The following is a 22,693-nucleotide window of genomic DNA, read 5'->3' as shown; positions in this document are numbered from 1 at the left end:
CATGTCCAAGCGAAGTACCTTTCCCCTGGGGGGCGCCGCACTGTGCGGCGCCCTGCTCATCAGCGGCTGCGCCAACCAGATGTCCCAGCGCAGCGAGCACGAGGAGCGCGTCGAGCGAAAACTGCTCGAACACAGTCTGCAGATCGATGTCGGCGAGCCGAAGGTGATGGAGCTGCCGCAACGACGTGTGCGCGTGCATGAGCTGAAGCGCTTCGAAGTCACCGAGTTCGAAGTTACCCGGCGCTACGACCGCTACACGCCCTACCAGCCCTGGCGGGAGATCTACGAGATCCCACTGGGTGCGGTGGCTGTCGTAGCGGGCGTGGGTGCCAACGTGGTCAACGTGTTCGCCTTGGGCAACCTGCCTGAAAGCGTGACCCACGACTGGCTCAGCTACGGCGTGGCGGGGCTTAACCCGTTCATGAACGTGCAGTCCAACGGTCGCGCCCAGCAGAACCTTGCCGGGATCAGCGAAGTGCAGAAGGACCAGCGCGAGGAGTCCACCAGCCTGCCCTGGAGCGAGCGCCTGGTCGAAGTCAAGGCCGGCAAACTCACCCACGAGCTGACCACCGACAGAAACGGCGTGCTGCGCCTGAACCTGCTCGACAGCCCGTTCTCCGAGCAAAACCTCAACCACATCGGCACCCTGCACCTGCAGGTGGTCGATGAGGACAATGCGGTGCGCGGTGACGCCAGCCTGCTGGTCAGCGCCACGCTGCGCAACAAGCTGCTTGAAGCGCACGAGCTGATCTTCGACGACCTGGAAGACGATGATGTCAGCCAGTGGGTGCACCGGGTCAAACGCCTGTCCGAACTGGGCCTGGAAGAGGAAGCCAGTGAAATGGAGCAGAGCCTGATCGAGCTGACGCGCAACGATCCGGAACTGCAGCAGGAATTCCTGCAATCCCTGACCAAGGCCACCGGGCGGCTGGTAGCTGACCCAGGCGTGCAATAAATGAAAGGGGCCGCTTAGCGGCCCTTGTTCATTTAGGTGGGAACAGCTCCAGTTGCTCATGCGCACCGCGCAAATCCCGCAACCTTACCCCGACCCCCAGCAAGCGCACCGGCTTGTCACCCCGCGCGAAGGCCTGCTTCATTAATTGCCGGTAACTTTCCAGGTCCCTGCCTGCCCCCGCCTGCTCCATCGTCGTCTGGCTGAAGTCATGGAACTTGACCTTGACGAAAGGCTTGTCCGGCCGGTAGCTGCTGTCCATGCGGGCAATGCGCTCATTAAGGCTGTCGAGCAACGCAGGAAGACGCTCCAGGCAACTGGCCAGGTCCGGCAGATCGGTATCGTAGGTATTTTCCACGCTGACCGATTGCCTGCGGCTGTCATTGTGCACAGCACGCTCATCAATCCCCCGCGCCAGCCCCCAAAGCCGCTCACCAAAACTGCCGAACTCACGCACCAGGGCCAGGCGGGACCACGCGCGCAGGTCCAGGCAGGTATCGATACCCAAGCGCGCCAGCTTGTCCGCCGTGACCTTGCCCACCCCATGCAACCGGGCGACGGGCAGGGCCGCGACAAACGCCTCGACCTCCCCCGGGGTGATGACGAACAGGCCATTGGGCTTGCGCCAGTCACTGGCGATCTTGGCCAGGAACTTGTTGGGGGCGACACCCGCCGACACCGTGATATGCAGGGTACGGGCGACGCGCCGGCGAATGTCCTCGGCAATCCGTGTCGCGCTACCGGCGTACCACTGGCTGTCGCTGACATCCAGGTAGGCTTCATCCAGCGACAAGGGTTCGATCAGCTCGGTGTAATCGCGAAAAATGGCGTGAATCTCACGCGATGCCTCGCGATAGGCTTCAAAACGTGGTTTGACGATCAACAAGTCAGGGCACAGCTTGAGCGCATGGCGCGAGGACATGGCCGAGCGCACACCATAGGCACGGGCTTCATAGTTGCAGGTGGCGATGACCCCGCGGTGGTCGGCCGACCCACCGACTGCCATGGGCCGACCGGCCAGGCGCGGGTCATCACGCATCTCGATCGCGGCGTAGAAGCAATCGCAGTCGACATGGATGATCTTGCGCAAGGACATGGATGACCGTCAGTACTGTAGATTCATACAGATAGTATCGCATGGCCCCTCTGGCGCAACAGCCTGCACGGCGCATCCCTCGACAATCGGCCTGCAAGGCCCGCCGCGCCTGCCCCGCGCGCCTTGCTCAAACGCTAAGGGTTTGAACGAAAAAGGGTTTTCTTGGAATAATGCTTGACATAGGGCGGGAAATCCGTAGAATTCGATCTCACAGGCGCGGGATGGAGCAGCCTGGTAGCTCGTCGGGCTCATAACCCGAAGGTCGTCGGTTCAAATCCGGCTCCCGCAACCAGATTCGAGAAAAGGCCACTGTTAACGCAGTGGCCTTTTTCTTTGGCTTCGAAAAAGTCATTGTGGAAAATTGACGATAAATCAAGAGCTAACGCTTGACACACCGTCAATAAACTGTAGAATCCGCCCCACAGACGCGGGATGGAGCAGTCTGGTAGCTCGTCGGGCTCATAACCCGAAGGTCGTCGGTTCAAATCCGGCTCCCGCAACCAAACAAAGAGAAGGCCACTGTTAACGCAGTGGCCTTTTTCTTTGCATCGAAAATGATGCAGAAGAAAAAAGGTTGAGAAATCAACAATTAACGCTTTACACAGATTCAACAAGCTGTAGAATGCGCACCTCTGACGCGGGATGGAGCAGTCTGGTAGCTCGTCGGGCTCATAACCCGAAGGTCGTCGGTTCAAATCCGGCTCCCGCAACCATATTCGTCAGAACAAACCCCGCCTGTGTAACAGCAGCGCGGGGTTTGTTGTTTTATGGCCCCACGTTTTCCACCGCCACGGCACCAAGCTGCCACTCGCCTGCCCCTCAGGCTTGAGATACCCCTCTCAGGATGAACTATCTTTAACCCGGCCAGAACGCTGAAAGCGCCTGTGCACGGAGTACTATTGGATACGTTTTCCTAAGGGACTTTCACTTGGCCGCACCTCTCCCCTACCTCGCGCTGCCGGCTCGGGGTACCAATCGATGACTTCCCACAACCCTGAACCTCCGGTGCCCCTCGCATCGGCGCTACCGACTGCTGCGCAGCGCCTGCCCATGATCGAGCGCTTGAGCCGCTATCGTCAGCCCATTGGCCTGGCGGTGACGCTGGTGCTGTTCGCCATGGCGCTGGTTGCCTGCCGCCACCTGCTGAGCGAGCTGGACATCTATGCACTGCACGATGCCATGCTCAGCGTGCCGACGCAGTCGTTGCTCGGTGCGTTGCTGGCCACGGTCGTCGGGTTCGTGATCCTGCTGGGGTACGAATGGTCGGCCAGCCGCTATGCCGTCGTGAAACTGCCCGCGAGCAGCCTGGTCCTGGGCGGCTTCAGCGCCTTCGCCATCGGTAACGCCATCGGCCTGTCGATGCTGTCGGGTGGTTCGGTACGCTACCGCCTGTATGCACGCCAGGGCCTTGGGGCTGCCGAAGTTGCGCGGATGACCGTTTTTGCCAGCCTGTCGCTGGGGTGTGCGTTGCCGCCCCTGGCTGCCTTGGCGACCTTGAGCGATCTGCCCGCCGCCTCCACGGCGCTGGGCCTTTCGCCGGGCCTGTTGGCGGGTATCGCCACTGCTGTGCTGGTGCTGTTTGCAGTGTTGGTGATCGGGCTCTATCGCAGGCGCCTGGCCGAACAACCCGTGGCCGATAACCTGTTGGTACAACTGGGCCGCCGCACGCTGCGCTTGCCGGGTGCCCGCCTGGCTGCGCTGCAATTGCTGATCACTGCCTTGGACGTGGCCGCCGCAGCCACCGTGCTGTACCTGCTGCTGCCCGAAGCACCGCCCTTTGGCGCGTTCATCCTGGTGTACCTGCTGGCCTTGGCCGCTGGCGTGCTCAGCCATGTACCCGGCGGTGTCGGGGTGTTCGAGGCGATCTTGCTGGCAGCCTTTGCCGACCAGTTGGGCGCCGCGCCACTGGCAGCAGCCTTGTTGCTGTATCGCCTGATCTACGTGGTATTACCGCTGCTGCTGGCCTGCGTGCTGTTGTTGGCCAACGAGGCACGGCGCCTGCTGTTCGCGCAACAGGCGATCAAGGTGGCTTCAGGGCTGGCCGCGCCGGTGCTGTCGATCCTGGTGTTCCTGTCCGGCGTCGTGCTGCTGTTCTCCGGTGCCACGCCGGAGATCGACACGCGCCTGGAGCACATGGGGTTTCTGGTGCCCCATCGCCTGATCGATGCATCGCACTTCGGCGCCAGCCTGATCGGCGTGCTCTGCCTGCTGTTGGCCCAAGGGCTGCGCCGGCGCCTGTCGGCGGCCTGGCTGCTGACCACCACATTGCTGCTGGTCGGTGCCTTGCTGTCGCTGCTCAAAGGCTTTGACTGGGAAGAAGCGTGCCTGCTCACGTTCACCGCCGCCCTGCTTGCCCTGTTCCGCCGCTCCTTCTACCGCCCCAGCCGCTTGCTGGAGCTGCCCTTCTCGCCGGTATTCCTGGTGGCCAGCGCCTGCGTGGTGGGTGCTTCGGTGTGGCTGCTGCTGTTTGCCTACCAGGATGTGCCCTACAGCCACCAGCTGTGGTGGCAGTTCACCTTGGATGCCGATGCCCCGCGCGGCCTGCGGGCAGCCATGGGCAGCGCCGTGCTGCTGGTGGCCGTGGCCCTGACCTGGCTGCTGCGCACCGCACCGCCGGTCATCCACCTGCCCGATGACGAAGAGCTGCAACGCGCCAACCGCATTCTGCTGGCGTCCGACCAGCCCGATGGCGGCCTGGCGCTGACGGGGGACAAGGCCTTGCTGTTCCACCCACGCGACAACGCCTTCCTGATGTATGCCCGTCGCGGTCGCAGCCTGGTGGCCCTGTATGACCCGATCGGCCCCGCACAGGAGCGCGCCGAGATGATCTGGCAGTTCCGTGACCTGTGCGACCTGCACCACGCCCGGCCGGTGTTCTATCAGGTGCGCGCAGAGAACCTGCCCTTCTATATGGACATTGGCCTGACCGCTCTCAAGCTGGGCGAGGAAGCCCGGGTCGACCTGCGCCGTTTCGACCTCGACGCCAAGGGCAAGGAGATGAAGGACCTGCGCTACACCTGGAACCGTGGCGGCCGTGACGGCCTTAGCCTGGAGATCCATGAGCCCGGTCACGCCCCACTGGCAGAGCTCAAGGAAATCTCCGATGCCTGGCTCAGCGGCAAGAACGTGCGCGAGAAAGGCTTCTCGCTCGGGCGCTTCAGCCCCGAGTACCTGCAGCATTTCCGGATTGCCCTGATTCGCTTCCAGGGCCGGCCCGTGGCGTTTGCCAACCTGCTGGAAACCCACAGCAACGAGCTGGCCAGCCTCGACCTGATGCGCGCCCACCCAGAAGCGCCGAAGCTGACCATGGAATTCATGATGATCGGCCTGATCCTGCACTACAAAAGCCATGACTACGGCCGTTTCAGCCTGGGCATGGTCCCGCTTTCCGGGTTGCAGCCACGGCGTGGCGCGCCGTTGACCCAACGCCTGGGCTCAATGGTGTTCCGCCGCGGCGAACAGCTCTACAACTTCCAGGGGCTTCGACGCTTCAAGGACAAGTTCCAACCGGACTGGGAACCCCGTTACATGGCTGTGCCAGCAGGGCTCGACCCGCTGGTGGCACTGGCCGACACTGCCGCCCTGATTGCTGGCGGCCTGACTGGATTGGTGAAACGCTGATGATCCGACGCTATTGGCTGTACCTGGTGATTGCGCTGCTGCTGGCCGCCCTTGGCGGGGCCGCGGCCTTCTGGCTATGGACGCGCCCGGCCCCCGAGGCGCGGCTTGAGCAATTGACCCTGAATGACACCCACATCACCCGTGTCACCCCTGGCGTGCACGCCAAAGCCCGGGTCGCCATCGGCGTCCCCCAGGACCAGGCCCTGACCGACAAGCAGTTGCTGGACCTGAGCCAGGCTGGGGAAGCCCAGCTGGTGCAGGTGATCCTGCCGCCTAGCGACTGCAGCAAGCAGCAGCAAGCGCTGGACCTGGCACTGACCCAGCTCGCCGAGAAACCGACCCTGGTAGCCGGCATCGGCCCGGGTGCGGCACAAGCCTGGCGCTGGTTGGCCGCACAGACTGACGACAAGGCGCGGGCCATTTCCGTCGACTTCACCCTCGAGCAACCCGGCTGCCAGGCCACACTGCCCAAGTCGGCCGCCCACGGCCACTGGAACGTCGCCTGGAACGACAACCCGGATGACGCCAGCGCCGCCTTCGTGCGCGACCAGGCCAACGCCGAAACCAGCATCAGCGATTACGACATCCACTTGCCCCAGGTACTCAAATCGCAGCTGACCCAAGCCTTGGTCGGGCATGACGGCAACGCCCTGGCCATCCCGGTGGTCGAGGTGCCGGCTGGGCAAACCACCGACACCGTCACCCTGTTCCTGTCCGGAGATGGCGGCTGGCGCGACCTGGACCGGGACGTGGCCGGGGAAATGGCCAAGCTGGGCTACCCGGTGGTCGGTATCGACACCCTGCGCTATTACTGGCAACACAAGACCCCGGAACAGAGCGCCGCTGACCTGTCGGAACTGATGCAGCACTATCGTCAGAAATGGGGTACCAAGCGCTTTGTATTGACCGGCTATTCGTTTGGCGCCGACGTGCTGCCCGCCATCTACAACCGCCTGCCGGCCGAAGACCAGCAACGCATCGACGCGGTGATGCTGCTGGCCTTCGCCCGCAGCGGCAGCTTCGAGATCGAGGTCGAGGGCTGGCTGGGCAAAGAAGGCCAGGAGGCGCCAACCGGCCCAGAAATGGCCAAGCTGCCAGCGTCCAAAGTGGTGTGCGTCTACGGCGTGGAAGAGACCGACGAAAGCGGCTGCACCGACAAGACGGCCGTCGGTGAGCGACTGAAGCTACCGGGGGGGCACCACTTCGATGAGAACTACCCCGCGCTGGCCAAGCGCCTGATCGGCGAGATCGAGACGCGCCAGGGCAAGTCGAGCGTGGCGGAGCAGAACTGATAGAAAGGGGCCGCCATGCGGCCCAATCGCCGGCAAGCCGGCTCCCACCCGAACTCTGTAGCCTCCAAGTCTAGCGCCGCACCTGTGGGAGCGGGCTTGCCTGCGAAGAGCCCGGAACAAGCACCACAAGACAGTTGCTCCCACAGGAAGTGTGCAGCGCTTGAGGGCGCTGTTGAACCTGTGGGAGTCGGCTTGCCGGCGATGAGGGCAGAACGGGCTGCGCAATTCCAGCAGCCCGACCTGGCTCAGATCTCGACCTGGGTCCCCAGCTCGATCACCCGGTTCAACGGTAGATTGAAGAAGCGCAGATTGCCGTTGGCGTTCTTCAGCAGAAACGCAAACAGGTTCCCGCGCCAGCGCGACATGCCCTCCAGCCGCGACGCAATGACGGTTTCGCGGCTAAGGAAGTACGTCGTGCGCATCGGGCTGAAATCCAGGTCTTCCAGGTGGCACAGCTTCAACGCCGCTGGCACGTCCGGCTCGTCCATGAAGCCAAAGTGCAACAGCACGCGGAAGAACCCGTCGCCATAGGCCTCCACCTCGAAACGCTCCTGCTCCGGTACCCGTGGCTGGTCCTCGCTGACCACCGTCAGCAGCACCACCTGGCTGTGCAGCACCTGGTTGTGCAACATGTTGTGCAGCAGCGCATGGGGCACGGCGTCGGGGCGCGCCGTCAGGAACACCGCCGTCCCTTCAACCCGGTGCGGCGGCTGGATGCGGATGCTGCTGATGAACACCGGCAGCGGCAGCGCGCCTTCATCGATGCGCTCGACAAGAATCTGCTTGCCGCGCTTCCAGGTGCTCATCAACAGGAACAACACGCCGCCCGCCAACACTGGGAAAGCCCCGCCCTGCACGATCTTCGGCACGTTGGCGGCGAAGAACAGCCCATCCACGAACAAAAAGCCCAGCAGAATCGGCACTGCCAGCACCGGCGGCCACTTCCACAACAGCAGCATCACCGACGACACCAAGATGGTGGTCATCAGCATGGTGCCGGTGACCGCCACACCATAGGCCGCGGCCAGGGCGCCGGACGATTCAAAACCGATGACCAGCAACACCACACCGACCATCAACGTCCAGTTCACCGCACCGATGTAGATCTGCCCCTGTTCATCGCTGGACGTGTGCTGGATCTGCATGCGCGGTATGTAGCCCAGCTGGATGGCTTGGCGCGTCAGGGAGAAGGCCCCGGAAATCACGGCTTGCGAGGCGATCACCGTGGCCATGGTCGCCAACCCCACCAGCGGCAGCAACGCCCAGGACGGTGCCAGCAGGTAGAAGGGGTTGCGCGCCGCCTCCGGGTTTTGCAGCAGTATTGCACCCTGGCCAAAGTAGTTGAGCACCAGCGCCGGCAGCACCAGGGCGAACCAGGCGCGGGCAATCGGCTTGCGGCCGAAGTGGCCCATGTCGGCGTACAGCGCCTCGGCACCGGTCAGCGCCAGCACCACGGCACCAAGAATGGCCACGCCCATGCCGGGGTGAACAATGAAGAAGTTCACCGCCCAACCGGGGTTGAATGCCCTGAGCACTTCAGGGCTTTGCGAGATGCCATGCACCCCCAAGGCCCCCAGCACCACGAACCAGGCCACCATGATCGGGCCAAACAGCTTGCCGATCTTGTCGGTGCCATGCTTTTGCACCAGGAACAGCGCAACCAGCACCACCAGCGAGATGGGCACCACCCAGTGATCGATGCCGTCGAAAGCCAGGCCCATGCCCTCGACCGCCGACAGGACCGACACCGCCGGGGTGATCATGCTGTCGCCATAGAACAGCGAAGCGCCGATCAGCCCGCAGATGACCATCAGCGTACGCAGCCGCGGATGGGCCGCCGTGGCCCGCCGCGCCAGCGCGGTAAGCGCCATGGTGCCGCCCTCGCCCTGGTTGTCGGCACGCAGGATGAACATCACGTATTTGAACGACACCACCCACAGCAGCGACCAGAGGATCAGCGACAGGATCCCCAGCACACCGTCATGGTTGACCGGCACGCCATAGCCACCGGTAAAGACTTCTTTGAGCGTATACAGCGGGCTGGTGCCGATATCGCCATAGACCACCCCGACCGCCGCCACGAGCAGGCCCAGCGACCGCGTCGCACCCTGCTTCCCCTCGTGCCCGCCTTCGGCATGACTGCTTGCCTGAACCATCGACCACTCCCGCAGACGGCCCTCTCGGCCGATAGAATTCACCCCCACGCCAGGGCATGGCAGATACCCGGACGCAACGGCGCGAAGCATAGCGCAGCGTTCGTCGTATTTCTTCCTGTGGCGCTGATGGGCTCGCCTGGAGTGTTAGGGCTAAAGGTCCAGCGACTGCATAGGAATGCCCAGCGCTGCGGCAATCTTCTCGCGAGTAGCCTTGCGCGGACGCTCTGCGGCCTCTTGCTGGGCATAGGCAGACTGAGAAATGCCCAGCCGTTGCGCAACTTCTGCCTGTGTCAGGTCCAGATGCCTGCGCCACGCAGCTATGGCAGTCAGGCCCTCTTTCACCATGTACCCCACGACTTCATTCGGGACCAGGTCTTCTTGGGGACGACTGGCAATGTAGTCGGCGTATGGCAGGACGACGAACGCAGGGCGGCCATCCGCGCCGTTGATAATCTGCACGTTAGTAGGTGTGTTCATCGCGCTTTTTGACCTCCTCGATGGTGTTCATATCCGCCCCGTTCCCCATAAGCGGATTATAAGACTTCAATAAGCCTTAACAAGTGATTAATGGCGCGGCACAGAGCGACTGACGATATAGGCAGTGCCGGGCCGCCGCGCAACACAGCGTTCGTCGTATTTCTGCTAGTCAAGCGACCTTGCGCTCGCTAGAATTGCGCACTTTTTGATCAGAGGCGCCAAAAAGCGCCCGTCAAGATCGCCCCCGTTTCCGGTCGGGCGACCTGTATTCAATACCGAGGTTAGTCATGTCCACCACTCCCGCCACTCCTAAGGTAGGTTTCGTAAGCCTGGGTTGCCCAAAAGCCCTGGTCGATTCCGAGCGCATTCTGACCCAGCTGCGCATGGAAGGTTATGAAGTCGTGCCCACCTACGAGGACGCCGACGTGGTGGTGGTCAACACCTGCGGCTTCATCGACAGCGCCAAGGCCGAGTCGCTGGAAGTGATCGGCGAAGCGATCAAGGAAAACGGCAAGGTCATCGTCACCGGTTGCATGGGTGTCGAGGAAGGCAGCATCCGTGATGTGCACCCGAGTGTGTTGTCGGTTACCGGCCCGCAGCAGTACGAACAAGTGGTCAACGCCGTGCACGAAGTGGTGCCGCCACGCCAGGACCACAACCCGCTGATCGACCTGGTGCCGCCTCAAGGCGTCAAGCTGACCCCGCGTCACTACGCCTACCTGAAGATTTCCGAAGGCTGCAACCACAGCTGCAGCTTCTGCATCATCCCGTCGATGCGCGGCAAACTGGTCAGCCGCCCGGTGGGTGAAGTGTTGAGCGAGGCCGAGCGCCTGGTCAAGGCGGGCGTCAAGGAGATCCTGGTGATTTCCCAGGACACCAGCGCCTATGGCGTCGACGTGAAGTACAAGACCGACTTCTGGAACGGCCGCCCGGTCAAGACCCGCATGCTCGAGCTGTGCGAAGCGCTGAGCAGCCTGGGCGCCTGGGTCCGCCTGCATTATGTGTACCCGTACCCGAACGTAGACGACGTGATCCCACTGATGGCCGCCGGCAAGATCCTGCCGTATCTGGATATCCCGTTCCAGCACGCCAGCCCGAAAGTGCTCAAGTCGATGAAGCGCCCGGCCTTCGAAGACCGTACCCTGGCGCGCATCAAGAACTGGCGCGAGCAGTGCCCTGAGCTGGTGATCCGTTCGACCTTCATCGTCGGCTTCCCTGGCGAAACCGAAGAAGACTTCCAGTACCTGCTCGACTGGCTGACCGAAGCCCAGCTCGACCGCGTCGGCTGCTTCCAGTACTCGCCTGTCGAAGGCGCCCCGGCCAACGACCTGGGCCTGGACGAAGTGCCGGATGACGTCAAGCAGGACCGCTGGGACCGCTTCATGGCGCATCAGCAAGCCATCAGCAGCGCGCGCCTGCAGCTGCGCATCGGCAAAGAGATCGAAGTGCTGATCGACGAAGTCGAGGAGCAAGGTTCGGTAGGCCGCAGCTTCTTCGATGCGCCAGAGATCGACGGCAGCGTGTTCATCGATGGCGACCATGGCTTCAAACCCGGCGACAAAGTGCGTTGCCGGGTGGTGGATGCCGACGAGTACGACATGTGGGCAGAGCCTGTCTGATCAACGCAAAGCGCTGAAATACCGGGGGCGCATTGCGCCCCTTGTGTTGCCACATCCGCCCACACCCTCCGGTCATGCGCACTCCCGGTAGGAGCAGCCTTGTGCTGCGAAGAGGCCGGTACTAGCAGCGAAGATTTACGGAATTGCCACTGGCCTCTTCGCAGCACAAGGCTGCTCCTACAATGGAATGGTTAGGCTGATCTGACGCCGACCTTTGCATTTGCATCTATCGTTTTCCTCAGTGCCCAGGAGGAATACACGGATGCGCCAGGTTTCGACGCTGCACACCCCCCATCTGCGCGACTACCCCGAACTGACCCAGGTTTGGGAAGACTCGGTGCGCGCGACCCACGATTTCCTGCCTGATGCCTATATCCTGCTGCTGCGCGAACATGTGCTGCACCGCTACCTCGATGCGGTGATGCTGATTTGCTGCAAGGACTCACAGCAACGCATCCAGGGCTTTGCCGGCGTGGCCAATGGGCGGGTGGACATGCTGTTCGTCGCGCCCTCATGCCGTGGCAAGGGCATTGGTAAACGGCTGCTGCATTACGCCATCGATGAACTGAATGCCGAACGTCTGGATGTCAATGAGCAGAACCCGCAGGCGCTGGGGTTCTACCTGCACGAAGGTTTTGAGGTAGTTGGCCGTTCGCAGACCGATGGGCTGGGGCAGCCCTACCCTTTGCTGCACCTGCGGCTGATCCGCGCAGGGGCCTGACGCTTCTGCCGTGTTGTCTCGCCAAAACGGCGTAAATGACACAGATTCCCAGCCCCTCGACCGCCCAGGCAGGTACAATGGCGGCCTTTCCCTGCCTTTGCGAATCGCCGTCATGTCTGAGCCCGTCCGCCTGTCCAAACGCCTTATCGAGCAATTCGGCTGTTCCCGCCGCGAAGCCGAGCTGTACATCGAAGGCGGCTGGGTCACGGTCGATGGCGTGGTGGTCGAGCAGCCGCAGTTCAAGGTCGACGGCCAACACGTCGAGCTGCTGCCCGGTGCGCGTGCCGAAAATCTCGAACCCGTGACCCTCCTGCTCAACCAGCCTGCCGGCCTGGACACCGAGTCGGCCCGTATCAGCATGACTATGGACACCCTCAGCGAGGCGCACCGTGAAGGTGTTCGGCCGCTGCATGGGCACTTCACCAAGCTGTCCTGCATTGCCCCCCTCGAGCGTGGCGCCAGCGGCCTGCAGATTTTCACCCAGGATTGGCGCGTAGCGCGCAAGATCGACGCCGACCTGCGTCGCCTGGAGCAGGAATACATCATCGAAGTCAGCGGCGAAGCCACCCCGCAGGCGCTGGAGCGCCTGGCCCGTGGTGTGATGCGCAATGACCGGGAGTTACCCAAGGCCAAAGCCAGCTGGCAGAACGAAACCCACCTGCGCCTGGCCTTGAAAAACCCGCAGCCGGGGCAGATTTCCGAACTGTGCGCCAGCCTGCGCCTGCAGATAATCAGCATGCGCCGCATTCGCCTGGGCGGTGTGTCCATGGGCAAGCTGCCACTGGGACAGTGGCGCTACATGGCTACCAGCGAACGTTTCTAAGCAATACCGCCGCGCCGGATGGCACGGCTCAGAACAGGATTTCAGCCAAATGAACCACAACGATGTACTGCGCAGCCTGCGCTACATGCTCAAGATCAACGACGCCAAAATGGTCGGCATCATCAAGCTGTCGGGCCTGGAGGTCAGCGCCGAGACCCTGGCCAGCTACCTCAAGAAAGAGGAAGAGCCCGGCTTCGTGCGCTGCCCCGACCCGGTGATGGCGCACTTTCTGGATGGCCTGGTGATTCATCGCCGCGGCAAGGACGACAGCCGCCCGCAACAGCCGGTCGAGCTGCCGGTGACCAACAACACCATTCTGAAAAAGCTGCGCGTGGCGTTCGAGCTCAAGGAAGAAGACCTGCACGCGATACTCAAGTCGGTCAACTTCCCGGTCTCCAAACCCGAACTCAGCGCGCTGTTCCGCAAGGTCGGCCATGACAACTACCGGCCCTGCGGCGACCAGTTGCTGCGCAACTTCCTCAAGGGCCTGACCCTGCGCGTGCGCGGCTAAGTGGCCATGCAGCATACGGTTTCACCGATCGGCATCGTCCGCTCCTGCTTCAAGGAAAAGTTCGCCATCCCGCGCCAGCCCCACCTGGCACCCGCGGCGCGTGGCGTGCTGGAGCTGCTGCCGCCGTTCGACCAGGGTGATGCCGTGGCGGGCCTGGAGCAGGTCAGCCATGTCTGGCTGTTGTTTCTGTTCCACCAGGCCCTGGAAGACAAGCCACGCCTGAAAGTGCGCCCACCGCGCCTGGGCGGCAACAAGAGCATGGGCGTGTTCGCCACCCGTGCCACCCACAGGCCCAATGGTATTGGCCAGTCGGTGGTACGCCTGGAAGGCGTGGAGCCTGGGCGCCTGCTGCTGTCCGGGATCGACCTGCTCGATGGCACCCCGGTGCTGGATATCAAGCCTTACGTACCCTATGCCGACAGCATTGCCGGTGCCAGTAACCAGATGGCCAGCGAAGCGCCCGCCGCCATTGCCGTGCAATGGCACGACGATGCCCTGCCTCAGGCCCACGCGCATGCGCTGCGCCTGGGCGAGCCACTGGTGGAGCTGATCGAGCAGTGCCTCGGGCAAGACCCGCGGCCGGCGTATCAGGTGCCACCACCGGAGCGGGTGTATGGGGTCAAGTTCTGGGATGTGCAGGTGCGCTGGCATTATCCGCAGCCGGCGCTGATCCGCGTGCTGGAAGTCGTGTTGGATCATTGATCCGAGCGTGCACAAAAAAGGCGACCCGAAGGTCGCCTTTTTCATTGCCTAACCGCGATCAGCGCGCCGGGCCTTCAGCCACGCCCAGGTCGTCGGTCGGACGGGTGTCTTCCAGCGGTGCGCCGCCAGATGCCAGCTCCGAAGCCAGCTTGTCGTTGTCCATTTCATTGACCCACTTGGCCACGACCACGGTGGCAACGGCGTTACCGACCAGGTTGGTCAAGGCACGGGCTTCGGACATGAAGCGGTCGATGCCCAGGATCAGCGCCAGGCCAGCAACCGGCAGGTGGCCAACCGCCGACAGGGTGGCTGCCAGCACGATGAAGCCCGAACCGGTCACGCCAGCAGCGCCTTTGGACGCCACCAACAGTACCAGCAGCAGGGTGATCTGGTGGGTGATGTCCATGGTGGTGTCAGTCGCCTGGGCGATGAACACGGCGGCCATGGTCAGGTAGATCGAGGTGCCGTCCAGGTTGAACGAGTAGCCCGTCGGGATGACCAGGCCAACTACCGATTTCTTCGCACCCAGGCGCTCCATCTTCGCCAGCATACGTGGCAGCGCGGACTCAGAAGAAGACGTGCCCAGCACGATCATCAGCTCTTCGCGGATGTAGCGGATCAGCTTGAGGACGCTGAAGCCGTGAGCGCGGCAGATACCGCCGAGGACCACCAGGACGAACAGCAGGCAGGTCACGTAGAAGCAGGCCATCAGGTAGCCCAACTGCACCAGCGAACCCACGCCGTACTGGCCGATGGTGAAGGCCATGGCACCGAAGGCACCGACCGGGGCCAGCTTCATGATCATGTTGATGATGTTGAACATGACATGGGCGAAGCGGTCGATCAGGTCGAGCACCGGCTTGCCGTAGCTGCCCAGGCGGTGCAGGGCGAAGCCGAAGATCACCGAGAACATCAGCACTTGCAGGATATCGCCGTTGGCGAAGGCACCGACCACAGTGTTGGGGATGATGTTGAGCAGGAAGCCAACGGTGGTCTGCTGCGCGCCGGCGGCGGCATAAGCGGCCACGCTGCTGGCGTTCAGGGTGGTGACGTCGATGTGCATGCCAGCGCCTGGCTTGACCACGTTGACGACGACGAGGCCGATGATCAGGGCGATGGTGGAGACGATTTCAAAGTACAGGAGCGCGTAGCCGCCGGTCTTGCCTACCGACTTCATGCTCTGCATGCCAGCGATGCCGCTGACCACGGTGCAGAAGATGATCGGGGCGATGACCATTTTGATCAGTTTGACGAACCCGTCACCCAGGGGTTTGAGGGCAACGCCGGTTTCGGGATAGAAGTGGCCGAGCAGGATGCCGATGGTGATGGCGACCAACACCTGGACATACAGGGATTTGTACAGCGGCTGACGTGTCGTCATGGCTAATTTCCTCAAGTGTGCCGGTTCACCCTTCCCAGGGTGATGGGGCACCTGAATCGCTAACCCTCCTGCACATGGAGGGATTTGTCGTTGTGTTCGAGCTGCCTGGGCAGGCCTCTGCCAGGATCAATAGCAAGGGCAATGCCAAAATGCCCACGAAGGGTGCAAAGGCCGAGATTGCTAGGGACAAGTGCCCAACGACAGGGCGAAAAAGCTGAGGAAGGCTGGCGGATTTCCGCCCGTTGGCGGGATTTGTACAAGGGGTGATGGCGGGAATCCGCCCATAGTGTATGGCGGTATGGCCCTTTCGCGGGTGAACCCGCTCCCACAGGGGAGCACTGCTTTCAAGCATGTGCATGCCTGTGAAAGGGCGGGTACTGCCGATCAATCCAGCGTGAAGGTGATCCGGAACGCCGCGCCACCCAGCGGCGAATCACCCAGGCTCAAGCCGGCGTCATAGCTGTCGACGATGTCTTTGACCACCGCCAGCCCGATGCCCTGCCCCGGGTGCTGGCTGTCCAGCCGCTCGCCGCGCTCCAGAATGCGCTCGCGCTGATCGGCCGGCACCCCTGGCCCATCGTCTTCGATGCACAGCGTCAGTTGGCCTGGGGTTTCTTCCAGGCTCACCCGTACGTGCCCCAGGCTCAACCGGTAGGCGTTTTCCAGCAGGTTGCCGAGCAGTTCCAGCAGCGCGCCCTGCTCCATCGGCAGCTGCGCGGCCTCGGGTATGTCCAGCGCGACGCTGACCTGCTTGTCGCGGTAGACCTTGGCCAAGGTGCTGCACAAGCTGTCGAGCAAGGGCTTGAGTTGCACGCTGTGACGCACCAGGCCGCTCTTGCGCAGGCTGGCGCGCTGCAGTTGGTAGTCGATCTGCTGGCTCATGCGCTCGATCTGGCTTTGCAGCACGCGCGCCTGCTCGCGCTCACCGCTGCGCTGGCGCAAGCTCTCGCCCACCCCTTGCAACACCGCCAGCGGTGTCTTCAGGCTGTGCGCCAAGTCATCCAGGGAGTCACGGTAGCGCTGACGTTGTTCGCGCTCGCTGTGCAGCAGGCGGTTCAACGAACCGGTCAGGCGCAGCAGCTCACGGGGGTGCTCGCGGCTCAACCCGTCACGCGCGCCGGCCTCGACCTCGTCCAGCTCGCGGCTCAGCCGCCGCAGCGAACGCAGGCCCCAGGTCAGGCCAGCCCACAACAGCACCAGCAGCGCCAGCAAGGCTGCGCCAAACCCCAGGTAGAGCTTTTCGCGCAGGCCATCGAGGGTGTGCTGGTACTCGCGCACCGGTTGCAGCGCAACGATGCTGTAGGCCGCGCTCTGGCCGCCGAGCAGCTTGATCTCGACGTCATAGACGAAGAACTCTTCGCCATCGCCTTGATGGATGCGGGCGAATTCGTTGCCACGGCCGTCATAGCGGGGGCGGTAGTTGATGTTCTGGTCTGCAGTGGCCCGCGACTGCCACACCAGGTTGCCGTCGCGGTCGAAGATATAGCCGAGCAGGCCGGTGTAGGGCAGGTTATAGCGTTCGTCCGGCAGCAGTGTCGGCATCTGCAATTGGCCGTGCTCGATGCGGGCGGCGGAGATCAGCGTGGTCACGTCCGAGGCCAGGCGTTGCTCGATGGATTCCTGCAGGGCAAGGCTGAACGCCTTCTGCAAGGCAGGCAGCAGCGCCAGCATGAACAGCAGCGCCAGCACTGCGGCCGCCAACATCAGGCGCACCCGCAGGGAACGGATCATCGGCAGCGCTCGGTAAACAGGTAACCCAGGCCGCGCACTGTGTCGATCGGTTTGAAGCCGTTATCACCTTCCAGCTTGCGGCGCAGGCGCCCTACCAGCACCTCGATCACATTGGGGTCACGTTCTTCATCGCCTGGGTAGAGTTGCTCCATCAGGCGGTCCTTGGCCACCACCTGCTGGTGGTGGCGCATGAGGTATTCGAGGATGCGGTATTCGTAGGCGGTCAGGGCCAGGGGCTGATCGTCCAGGGTCGCCTGCTTGCGGTTGAGGTCGAGCAGCAGCGGGCCTGCGGCGATGGTCGACTGGGTGAACCCGCTGGAGCGGCGCAGCAGCGCGTTGAGGCGCGCTTCGAGTTCTTCGAACTGGAAGGGTTTGACCAGGTAATCGTCGGCACCGGCGGCCAGGCCTTCGACCTTGTCCTGCCAGTTGCCACGGGCGGTGAGGATGAGAATGGGGAAGGTCTTGTTCTGGCTGCGCAGGCGGCCGATCAGTTCCAGGCCGCTCATGCCCGGTAGCCCAAGGTCGATCACGGCGAGGTCGAAGTGGTACTGCTCGGCCTGGTAAAGGGCCTCTTCGGCATCGGCGACAGCCTGGACCACGTGGCCGCTTTCGCCCAGGCGGGTGTAGAGGTGATGGCGAAGCAGCGCTTCGTCCTCGACCACCAGCAGTTTCATGTGCAGCTCCTTGTTTATATGGCCTGTGCCGGCCTCTTCGCAGCGCAAGGCTGCTCCTACAGGCACAGTGGTTGCCCGATGCAGGAGCAGTCTTGCGCTGCGAAGAGGCCAGTGCAGGATAACAACTACCTCAGAACTTGTAGTTCGCCGACAGGTAAGTTTGTGCACTGCTGGTCAGGCGCAGGGTGCCGTCTTTCGGGCCGCCGCTGGCGCCCACCTCGGTTGCAGCATTGGTGCGCAGGTAACGGTAGCCCATCTCCACCGACGCCTTGTCGGTGATCTCCTGGATCACGCCTGCCTGCAGGCCCACCGCGTAGCCATAGTCGGTATCACGGCTGGCACCTGGAGAATCCTGGGTCAGCTTGGTCATGCCCAGGCTGCCGCCGCCGAACAGTTTGGTGGTATCGCCCACCGGCAGGAACAGGTCATAGCTGCCCAGCAGGTTTTCCTGGCGCAACTTGAGGCCGCTGTGGTCGCCTGAGACGTTATCGTAGGTCATGTAGTAGCGACCTTGGTCGTTGATCTTACCCACGCGCACGCCCCAGGTGTCGTCCTTGCCGATGATGCCGTCGGCGTTCAGGTTGTCGGTGTTGCGTTGCAACAGGCCCGACTTGCGGACTTTATCGCTGGTCTGGCCGTAGGTCAGGCTGGCGAAGTTTTCATCGGCGGCCTGGGCGGTGGTAATGCCTGCGGCGCAGACGGCCATGGCGGCGAGCAAGGTGTTGAAGGTTTTCATGGCTTCGTACTCCAGTTGGATGCGCTGTTTCTGTCTGGAAGCTAGAGTAAGGAGGGCACCCTGAACCGTGACTGAACCCTGGCTGAACCAGGGCTGAACGAACTGTCTGCAAGACAAGGAGTAGTAAACATGCGCGCCCTGCTGGCCCTGACCTTGATGTGCAGCGCCGCCCTCGCCCAGGCGGCGGTAGTGACCCGCGAGATCCCCTACCAGGACGACGATGGCAAGCGCTATGTCGGCTACTACGCCTATGACGATGCGCTGGACGACAAACGCCCGGGCATCGTCGTGGTGCATGAGTGGTGGGGCCTGAACGACTACGCCAAGCGCCGCGCCCGTGACCTGGCAGCCTTGGGCTACAAAGCGCTGGCGATCGACATGTATGGCGATGGCAAGCACACCGAGCATCCGCAGGATGCTCAGGCGTTCATGGCCGAAGCGATGAAAGACCCGGCTGCGGCGGCCGCGCGCTTCGACGCGGGCCTGGAGTTGCTGAAAAAACAGCCGAACGTCAACAAGCACCAACTGGGCGCCGTGGGTTACTGCTTCGGCGGCAAGGTGGTGCTCGATGCGGCGCGCCGGGGAGAAAAACTCGATGGCGTGGTGAGTTTTCATGGCGCGCTGGCCACCCAGACGCCAGCCAAGCCGGGCGTGGTCAGGGCCGACATACTGGTCGAGCACGGCGCGGCGGACAGCATGGTCAACGAACAACAGGTCGAAGCGTTCAAGGCGGAAATGGACGCGGCCAAGGTCAACTACAAATTCGTCAGCATCCCCGGGGCCAAGCATGGCTTCACCAACCCGGACGCCGACCGTTTGAGCCATGGCGAGCATGGTGGGCCGGACATTGGTTACAACAAGGCAGCCGATGAAAGCTCATGGGCGGATATGCAGGCCTTCTTCAAGAACGTGTTCAAGTAACGATCGCCGGGGCCGCTTTGCGGCCCATCGCGACGCAAGGCCGCTCCCACACAGGCGTCGCGGCTGGCACAATAGCCCCCATGAACACACTTCCCACCTGCTGCTCCCCACTTCAGCACCACTGGCCCCTGCCCCGCCCGTTGCCGGGTGCAGTGTTGGTCAGCTGTGCCTTCGACCCGGCCCACCTGGCTGCCGACGACTTCCAGCGTGCCGGCATTGCACAAAGCGCCAGCCTGCAACGCTCGGTGGCCAAGCGCCAGGCCGAGTACCTGGCCGGCCGTGTCTGCGCCCGCGCCGCCTTGCAACGGCTGGATGGCCGCGACTTTGTGCCGGGCACCCACGAAGACCGCTCGCCCATCTGGCCGGCCGGTATCCACGGCTCGATCACCCACGGCAAAGGTTGGGCCGCCGCCGTCGTCGCGGGCCAAGGCAGCTGCCGCGGCCTGGGCCTGGATCAGGAGTCGCTGCTCGATGACGAGCGTGCCGAGCGCCTGATGGCGGAAATCCTCACCCCCGCCGAACGTGAGCGCCTGGACCGCCGCCAGCTAGGCCTGACAGTGACGCTGACCTTTTCGCTCAAAGAAAGCCTGTTCAAGACCCTCTACCCGCTGACTCGCCAGCGTTTCTATTTCGAGCACGCCGAAGTGCTGGAGTGGTCCACCGAGGGTTTGGCCCGCCTGCGCTTGCTCACCGACCTGTCACCCGAATGGCAACGCGGCAGTGAACTGCAGGGCCAGTTCTGCCTTCAGGACGGCCACCTGCTGAGCCTGATCAGCGTCTGACCTTTACTGGGGCGCCTGTGCACGCGGCCAGTTGAGGCTGAAGCAGGCGCCGCCCAGCGCCTCGCTGCGCCCTACCGTGGCCCTGCCAGCGTGCCAGTAGATGATCCGCCGAACGATCGACAGGCCCAACCCATGCCCACCAGAAGCCCGGGTGCGGCTGTCGTCGAGCCGGGTGAAGGGCGTGAAGATGCGGTCCCAAACGCCCTCCGGGATGCCTGGCCCGTCATCTTCCACATCGACCCTGCAGCGTTGCTGCCCCAGTTGGTAACTGAGCCGAACTTCGCCTTCGGCATGGCGCATGGCGTTGCTCACCAGGTTTTGCAGCGCCCGATGCAGGTAGCGTGGCTCGGCCTCGACCCAGGCCCCATCAGTTTCAGGCCCTTGGCAAGCACCGCGTACCACCTTGATGCCGGCCCGCAGTGGCGCCAGTTCCTCGATCACCCGGTCAAACAAGGCATCGAGGTCGACCCGCTGGAATTTCAGCGCAGGCGCACCTTGCTCAAGGCGCGCGTAAGTCAGCATCTCGTCGACCAGCTTGTCCAGGTCCTGGATGTCGCCATCCATGCCGGCCAGGTGCTTGGCGCGGGCTTGGTCGGTACTCGCGGTCTCGATCATCTCCAGGCCAAAGCGCAGGCGCGCCACCGGTGTGCGCAGCTCGTGGGACACCGCCCGCACTAGCTCGCGCTGCATGGTCAACGAGCGCTGCAGGTGCTCGGCCATGCCATTGAATGCTGCAGCCAGGCGCCCGACCGAATCGGCGTCACCGGCCGGCACACGGGTGTCCAGGCTGCCCTGGGCAATACGCGTAGCCGCAATCTCCAGGCCCGACACACGACGCTCCAGCTGGCGCACCAGCAGATACACCACCAGTCCGATCAGGCACAGCCCGAGAAAGGCTATCAAGATCAGCAACTGCGGCGGGTACGGGTTGAGCTGATGCAACGGGCCGATTTCCAGCACCCAGGGAGACCCCGAGAGCCCGGAGAACACACGGATCGAATCGCCATCCTTGCCCAGGGCCATGACGGTATCGCCCTCCTCTACCCGCCGCCGCTGGTCGTCATCCAGGCCGACCCGCTCCAGGCGTTGCAGGGCGATGTCGAAACCAAACCCCTTGCTCTGCTTGAGTTGCGCAAGGCGCTGCTGCTGCTCGGTCACCGGGTAACGCACCAGCTCGTCCGCCAACAGGTAAAGGGTGGCCCGGGCCAACTGCTCGCTGACCTGCTTGATCTGGGCCACCAGCAGTACATCCTCGCGGCCAACCTTGCGCAGCACCTGGGCGGCGTGCGGGCCGGTCTTTTCGACCACCACCAGGCCGCGATACAACCGGGCCCGCTGGCCACCGTCAAGGGTGCGCGCCGACATCGGCTGCAGCGCCAACGGCACCCCAAGCAGGCGCTCCCACATCAGCAATGAGCGCTTGCGTTCGGTTTCGTTCTGCACGGCCAGGTTGTCGGCCATCAGGCTGAAAGTGCCTTGGGCCAGGCCCTCGCGGTGCTGGGCGGCGCGCACTTCGTTGACCAGGTGCAGGCTGAGCACCCCGAGCAGCGCCACCAGCACCAGCACGGCGAGCATGCCGCCATAGATGCGCAGAAAGATCGAGTTGTTCATGGCGCCTCGCCGACGAACAGGTAACCCTTGCTGCGCAGGGTCTTGATCAGGCGTGGGTGGATCGGGTCGTCACCGATCTTAGGGCGGATCTTGGAAATGCGCACATCGATGGAGCGGTCCTGGCCGTCGTAGCCGACACCGCGCAGGGCGGTGAAGATCTGCTCGCGCGACAAAACCCGGCCGGCGTTGCTGGCCAGCAGCCAGAGCAGGTCGAATTCGGCGCCGGTCAGGTCTATCAGTTGCTCGCCCAGCCGCGCCTCGCGCAGGCGGTTGTCGATGCGCAGCGGGCCGAAGGCCAGGTCCAGACGCTTGCTTTCGGGCGCTTCGCTGCGCCGCAGCAGGGCCTGGATACGCGCCAGCAACACGCGCGGGCGCACGGGCTTGCACACATAGTCGTCGGCGCCCAGGTCCAAGCCCTGCACTTGGTCGAGTTCGTCGCTGCGGGCGGTGAGCATGAGGATCGGGCCCGCATATTGGCCGCGCACCCGGCGGCAGATGCTCAGGCCGTCTTCACCGGGGAGCATGAGGTCGAGAATCACCAGGTCAGGCTGGCTGTCGACAATGCGTCGCACCGCGCGGCCGCCATCGCCCTCGACGGCCACCTCGAAGCCGTTGGCTTGGAGGTATTCGGCCGTGAGCTCGGCCAGGCGCTGGTCGTCTTCGACGATGAGGATGCGGGGGATGGGTTGGTCCATGGCTTTTGCCTTTCAATTGTTGTTTTTCTATCGTCGATACTACGTTCCGCCCCGAGCACTGCCAACCGACCTGCAGTGCCACACTCGCCACTGGACTGAACCGTTTTTTGTGGTAGGGTTCGCGCCCTCAAAATTCTGCCTTGGGGCAGCGCACTGAAGAAAAATACTGCACACCACTTGGCACAAGGCCTA

19 protein-coding genes and 3 tRNA genes are annotated in these 22,693 nt (G+C 63.3%); 13 read left to right on the top strand and 9 right to left on the bottom strand.

Translation table 11 applies throughout. From position 1 onward, the window contains the following. Position 1: 1 nt before the first annotated feature. Positions 2-955: a YceB family lipoprotein gene (locus QOS90_RS04330; protein ID WP_027594678.1), complete on the top strand. Its 954-nt coding sequence runs from the start codon at positions 2-4 to the stop codon at positions 953-955. Positions 956-983: 28 nt separating this feature from the next. Here the strand turns inward: QOS90_RS04330 and dinB are convergent, their stop codons facing one another. Then, positions 984-2,042: a DNA polymerase IV gene (gene dinB / locus QOS90_RS04325; protein ID WP_177408589.1), complete on the bottom strand. Its 1,059-nt coding sequence runs from the start codon at positions 2,040-2,042 to the stop codon at positions 984-986. A 221-nt stretch (positions 2,043-2,263) separates the two neighbouring features. On the opposite strand from dinB, the gene QOS90_RS04320 reads away from it, so the two are divergent. The 5 genes from QOS90_RS04320 to QOS90_RS04300 all read left to right on the top strand — a co-directional run bounded on the left by QOS90_RS04320 (position 2,264) and on the right by QOS90_RS04300 (position 6,961). Continuing rightward, positions 2,264-2,340, top strand: a tRNA-Met gene (locus tag QOS90_RS04320). Positions 2,341-2,474: 134 nt separating this feature from the next. Next, positions 2,475-2,551, top strand: a tRNA-Met gene (locus QOS90_RS04315). A gap of 133 nt (positions 2,552-2,684) precedes the next feature. Next, positions 2,685-2,761 (top strand) — tRNA-Met (locus QOS90_RS04310). Positions 2,762-3,026: 265 nt separating this feature from the next. After that, positions 3,027-5,669 carry a bifunctional lysylphosphatidylglycerol flippase/synthetase MprF gene (gene mprF, locus QOS90_RS04305; protein ID WP_085272413.1) on the top strand — a complete coding sequence of 881 codons (2,643 nt, stop codon included), beginning with the start codon at positions 3,027-3,029 and terminating at the stop codon, positions 5,667-5,669. Beyond that, positions 5,669-6,961, top strand: a complete 1,293-nt coding sequence (locus QOS90_RS04300; RefSeq protein ID WP_085272412.1) for a virulence factor family protein — start codon at positions 5,669-5,671, stop codon at positions 6,959-6,961. The genes mprF and QOS90_RS04300 overlap by 1 nt, the downstream gene beginning before the upstream one ends. 245 nt (positions 6,962-7,206) lie before the next feature. Here the strand turns inward: QOS90_RS04300 and QOS90_RS04295 are convergent, their stop codons facing one another. Next, complete coding sequence (locus QOS90_RS04295) at positions 7,207-9,117, bottom strand: potassium transporter Kup (RefSeq protein WP_027594682.1); 1,911 nt, start codon at positions 9,115-9,117, stop codon at positions 7,207-7,209. Positions 9,118-9,267: 150 nt separating this feature from the next. Further along, positions 9,268-9,594: a helix-turn-helix domain-containing protein gene (locus tag QOS90_RS04290; protein ID WP_027594683.1), complete on the bottom strand. Its 327-nt coding sequence runs from the start codon at positions 9,592-9,594 to the stop codon at positions 9,268-9,270. A 287-nt stretch (positions 9,595-9,881) separates the two neighbouring features. Between QOS90_RS04290 and rimO the strand changes: the two genes are divergently transcribed. From rimO to tsaA, 5 genes are all read left to right on the top strand, one after another. Next, entirely contained in the window at positions 9,882-11,213 is a 1,332-nt protein-coding gene (gene rimO / locus QOS90_RS04285; RefSeq protein WP_027594684.1) for a 30S ribosomal protein S12 methylthiotransferase RimO, read from the top strand. 262 nt (positions 11,214-11,475) lie between these two features. Then, positions 11,476-11,934, top strand: a complete 459-nt coding sequence (locus QOS90_RS04280) for a GNAT family N-acetyltransferase (protein ID WP_027594685.1) — start codon at positions 11,476-11,478, stop codon at positions 11,932-11,934. Between the two features lie 112 nt (positions 11,935-12,046). After that, positions 12,047-12,757, top strand: a complete 711-nt coding sequence (locus tag QOS90_RS04275; protein ID WP_027594686.1) for an rRNA pseudouridine synthase — start codon at positions 12,047-12,049, stop codon at positions 12,755-12,757. A 49-nt stretch (positions 12,758-12,806) separates the two neighbouring features. After that, positions 12,807-13,268, top strand: coding sequence for a YehS family protein (locus QOS90_RS04270; RefSeq protein WP_027594687.1), 462 nt, complete (start codon positions 12,807-12,809; stop codon positions 13,266-13,268). Between the two features lie 6 nt (positions 13,269-13,274). Continuing rightward, on the top strand, positions 13,275-13,970 hold the full coding sequence (gene tsaA, locus QOS90_RS04265; protein ID WP_027594688.1) for a tRNA (N6-threonylcarbamoyladenosine(37)-N6)-methyltransferase TrmO: 696 nt from the start codon (positions 13,275-13,277) through the stop codon (positions 13,968-13,970). 58 nt (positions 13,971-14,028) lie between these two features. On the opposite strand, the gene QOS90_RS04260 is transcribed toward tsaA, so the two are convergent. The 4 genes from QOS90_RS04260 to QOS90_RS04245 all read right to left on the bottom strand — a co-directional run bounded on the left by QOS90_RS04260 (position 14,029) and on the right by QOS90_RS04245 (position 18,492). After that, complete coding sequence (locus QOS90_RS04260; protein ID WP_027594689.1) at positions 14,029-15,351, bottom strand: dicarboxylate/amino acid:cation symporter; 1,323 nt, start codon at positions 15,349-15,351, stop codon at positions 14,029-14,031. Positions 15,352-15,735: 384 nt separating this feature from the next. Continuing rightward, complete coding sequence (locus QOS90_RS04255) at positions 15,736-17,082, bottom strand: ATP-binding protein (RefSeq protein WP_027594690.1); 1,347 nt, start codon at positions 17,080-17,082, stop codon at positions 15,736-15,738. Further along, on the bottom strand, positions 17,079-17,756 hold the full coding sequence (locus QOS90_RS04250; RefSeq protein WP_027594691.1) for a response regulator: 678 nt from the start codon (positions 17,754-17,756) through the stop codon (positions 17,079-17,081). Before QOS90_RS04250 ends, QOS90_RS04255 begins: the two co-directional genes overlap by 4 nt. A gap of 130 nt (positions 17,757-17,886) precedes the next feature. Next, positions 17,887-18,492, bottom strand: a complete 606-nt coding sequence (locus QOS90_RS04245) for an outer membrane beta-barrel protein (protein ID WP_027594692.1) — start codon at positions 18,490-18,492, stop codon at positions 17,887-17,889. Between the two features lie 129 nt (positions 18,493-18,621). Between QOS90_RS04245 and QOS90_RS04240 the strand changes: the two genes are divergently transcribed. Continuing rightward, entirely contained in the window at positions 18,622-19,413 is a 792-nt protein-coding gene (locus QOS90_RS04240; RefSeq protein WP_085272411.1) for a dienelactone hydrolase family protein, read from the top strand. Between the two features lie 80 nt (positions 19,414-19,493). Then, positions 19,494-20,195 carry a 4'-phosphopantetheinyl transferase family protein gene (locus tag QOS90_RS04235; protein WP_027594694.1) on the top strand — a complete coding sequence of 234 codons (702 nt, stop codon included), beginning with the start codon at positions 19,494-19,496 and terminating at the stop codon, positions 20,193-20,195. 3 nt (positions 20,196-20,198) lie between these two features. On the opposite strand, the gene QOS90_RS04230 is transcribed toward QOS90_RS04235, so the two are convergent. Continuing rightward, the gene (locus QOS90_RS04230) at positions 20,199-21,806 is read right to left on the bottom strand and encodes an ATP-binding protein (protein ID WP_085272410.1); all 1,608 of its coding nucleotides are present in this window, start codon (positions 21,804-21,806) and stop codon (positions 20,199-20,201) included. Beyond that, entirely contained in the window at positions 21,803-22,501 is a 699-nt protein-coding gene (locus QOS90_RS04225) for a response regulator (RefSeq protein ID WP_085272409.1), read from the bottom strand. The genes QOS90_RS04230 and QOS90_RS04225 overlap by 4 nt, the downstream gene beginning before the upstream one ends. Between the last annotated feature and the right edge of the window lie 192 nt (positions 22,502-22,693).

This window comes from Pseudomonas sp. LAIL14HWK12:I10 (assembly GCF_900184205.1).
GTDB classification, from domain to species: Bacteria; Pseudomonadota; Gammaproteobacteria; order Pseudomonadales; family Pseudomonadaceae; genus Aquipseudomonas; species Aquipseudomonas kermanshahensis.
The sequence above is the reverse complement of the archived record's forward strand: the minus strand, read 5'-3'. Positions and strand labels throughout refer to the sequence as shown.

Excerpts from the sequence above, each read along its gene's own strand:
- QOS90_RS04235 (WP_027594694.1), top strand. The coding sequence starts at position 19,494 with ATGAACACACTTCCCACCTGCTGCTCCCCACTTCAGCACCACTGGCCC.
- QOS90_RS04290 (WP_027594683.1), bottom strand. The coding sequence starts at position 9,594 with ATGAACACACCTACTAACGTGCAGATTATCAACGGCGCGGATGGCCGC.
- QOS90_RS04300 (WP_085272412.1), top strand. The coding sequence starts at position 5,669 with ATGATCCGACGCTATTGGCTGTACCTGGTGATTGCGCTGCTGCTGGCC.
- QOS90_RS04245 (WP_027594692.1), bottom strand. The coding sequence starts at position 18,492 with ATGAAAACCTTCAACACCTTGCTCGCCGCCATGGCCGTCTGCGCCGCA.
- tsaA (WP_027594688.1), top strand. The coding sequence starts at position 13,275 with ATGCAGCATACGGTTTCACCGATCGGCATCGTCCGCTCCTGCTTCAAG.
- QOS90_RS04260 (WP_027594689.1), bottom strand. The coding sequence starts at position 15,351 with ATGACGACACGTCAGCCGCTGTACAAATCCCTGTATGTCCAGGTGTTG.
- QOS90_RS04330 (WP_027594678.1), top strand. The coding sequence starts at position 2 with ATGTCCAAGCGAAGTACCTTTCCCCTGGGGGGCGCCGCACTGTGCGGC.
- QOS90_RS04230 (WP_085272410.1), bottom strand. The coding sequence starts at position 21,806 with ATGAACAACTCGATCTTTCTGCGCATCTATGGCGGCATGCTCGCCGTG.
- QOS90_RS04250 (WP_027594691.1), bottom strand. The coding sequence starts at position 17,756 with ATGAAACTGCTGGTGGTCGAGGACGAAGCGCTGCTTCGCCATCACCTC.
- QOS90_RS04280 (WP_027594685.1), top strand. The coding sequence starts at position 11,476 with ATGCGCCAGGTTTCGACGCTGCACACCCCCCATCTGCGCGACTACCCC.
- QOS90_RS04270 (WP_027594687.1), top strand. The coding sequence starts at position 12,807 with ATGAACCACAACGATGTACTGCGCAGCCTGCGCTACATGCTCAAGATC.
- QOS90_RS04240 (WP_085272411.1), top strand. The coding sequence starts at position 18,622 with ATGCGCGCCCTGCTGGCCCTGACCTTGATGTGCAGCGCCGCCCTCGCC.
- QOS90_RS04225 (WP_085272409.1), bottom strand. The coding sequence starts at position 22,501 with ATGGACCAACCCATCCCCCGCATCCTCATCGTCGAAGACGACCAGCGC.
- QOS90_RS04295 (WP_027594682.1), bottom strand. The coding sequence starts at position 9,117 with ATGGTTCAGGCAAGCAGTCATGCCGAAGGCGGGCACGAGGGGAAGCAG.
- QOS90_RS04275 (WP_027594686.1), top strand. The coding sequence starts at position 12,047 with ATGTCTGAGCCCGTCCGCCTGTCCAAACGCCTTATCGAGCAATTCGGC.
- QOS90_RS04255 (WP_027594690.1), bottom strand. The coding sequence starts at position 17,082 with ATGATCCGTTCCCTGCGGGTGCGCCTGATGTTGGCGGCCGCAGTGCTG.
- mprF (WP_085272413.1), top strand. The coding sequence starts at position 3,027 with ATGACTTCCCACAACCCTGAACCTCCGGTGCCCCTCGCATCGGCGCTA.
- rimO (WP_027594684.1), top strand. The coding sequence starts at position 9,882 with ATGTCCACCACTCCCGCCACTCCTAAGGTAGGTTTCGTAAGCCTGGGT.